The following is a 954-nucleotide window of genomic DNA, read 5'->3' on the forward strand; positions in this document are numbered from 1 at the left end:
TGGGGCGCACGACGCGAGGTGCGCAGGGGCTGGTGCAGGACGGCTTGGCGCGGGATTCAGATCCCATCTGGATGTGTTGGTCCATAGATGGCCTGATCAGCCCCCGAAACCAGCGCCCAGTACCGGTCCCCGAAGGACCAGTGCCACCACTCAGTCGGATAGTTCACCATTCCGACTCCGGTCAGGGCACCGCGGAGTATTGCTCTGTTCTCCCGAGCGCTGGCGCTGAGGCCGGATGCCTCCATGTAGCAGGCACCAGCGCTCTCCTCAGGTGTTGCGCCCTCCTCGCACCCCATGTCCAGTTCGACCATGTTCGAGTCGCACAGGGTCAGGTCGACAGCTGCTCCGCAGGTGTGTGGGGCTAGGCCCACGGGTGCCACGTACCGGGTGGCCATAATGTCGGCCTCCGTCAGTTCCATTCCCGGATAGGACTGGAGCAGTCCGTCTCGATACGACTCGTAGATCTCGTGCTGGAGAGAGATCGGCCGGAAGGCTTCGACCACCAGCAAGTGGATGCCTCTCGGCAAGGACTTCTCCGCATCCTCCAAGCGGTCACGTACCGCCGAACGGACCAGGGTGAACATTCCCTGCGGGTCGCCGCGTCTGGTGTCGACGGACAAAACTCCACGAAGGTCAACCAGCGGATCTTCTCCGTCGTGGACAGGGATGGCGGCGACTGCAGGATCGGCGATCAGAGTGATGTCCGCGTCGTGGCGCGGCACCCGGGTGTTAAGATTCATGTTTCGGCCACTTCGGTCAGTTGGACTCGGAAGGTCTCGATCACGGAGTTGGCGACTTCGTCGCTGACCGCACTCGGGCAGTAGGAGAGGACTGCAGTATCGTGGTTGTCCGAGTAACCAGTTCCTGGCACCCAGACCTCGAGCATCGTGTCGTTGGCCAACTGCGGATAGTCCTGTCGAAGGAAACGGGTCTTCGCATTTGGGATGCCCACAT

General features: G+C 61.9%; 2 protein-coding genes. Both read right to left on the reverse strand.

Translation table 11 applies throughout. The features are described 5' to 3' along the window. Nucleotides 1-56: 56 nt before the first annotated feature. On the reverse strand, nucleotides 57-740 hold the full coding sequence (locus tag U9980_RS19605) for a M15 family metallopeptidase (RefSeq protein WP_322769254.1): 684 nt from the start codon (nucleotides 738-740) through the stop codon (nucleotides 57-59). Further along, the coding region (locus tag U9980_RS19610) for a hypothetical protein (RefSeq protein WP_322769255.1) at nucleotides 737-954 on the reverse strand (218 nt) is incomplete at its 5' end. The genes U9980_RS19610 and U9980_RS19605, both read right to left, overlap by 4 nt.

The sequence above is a fragment of the Protofrankia sp. Cr1 genome (assembly GCF_963555865.1).
In the GTDB taxonomy this organism is placed as follows: Bacteria; Actinomycetota; Actinomycetes; order Frankiales; family Frankiaceae; genus Protofrankia.

Coding starts and splice junctions, on each gene's coding strand:
- U9980_RS19605 (WP_322769254.1), bottom strand. CDS start 740: ATGAATCTTAACACCCGGGTGCCGCGCCACGACGCGGACATCACTCTG.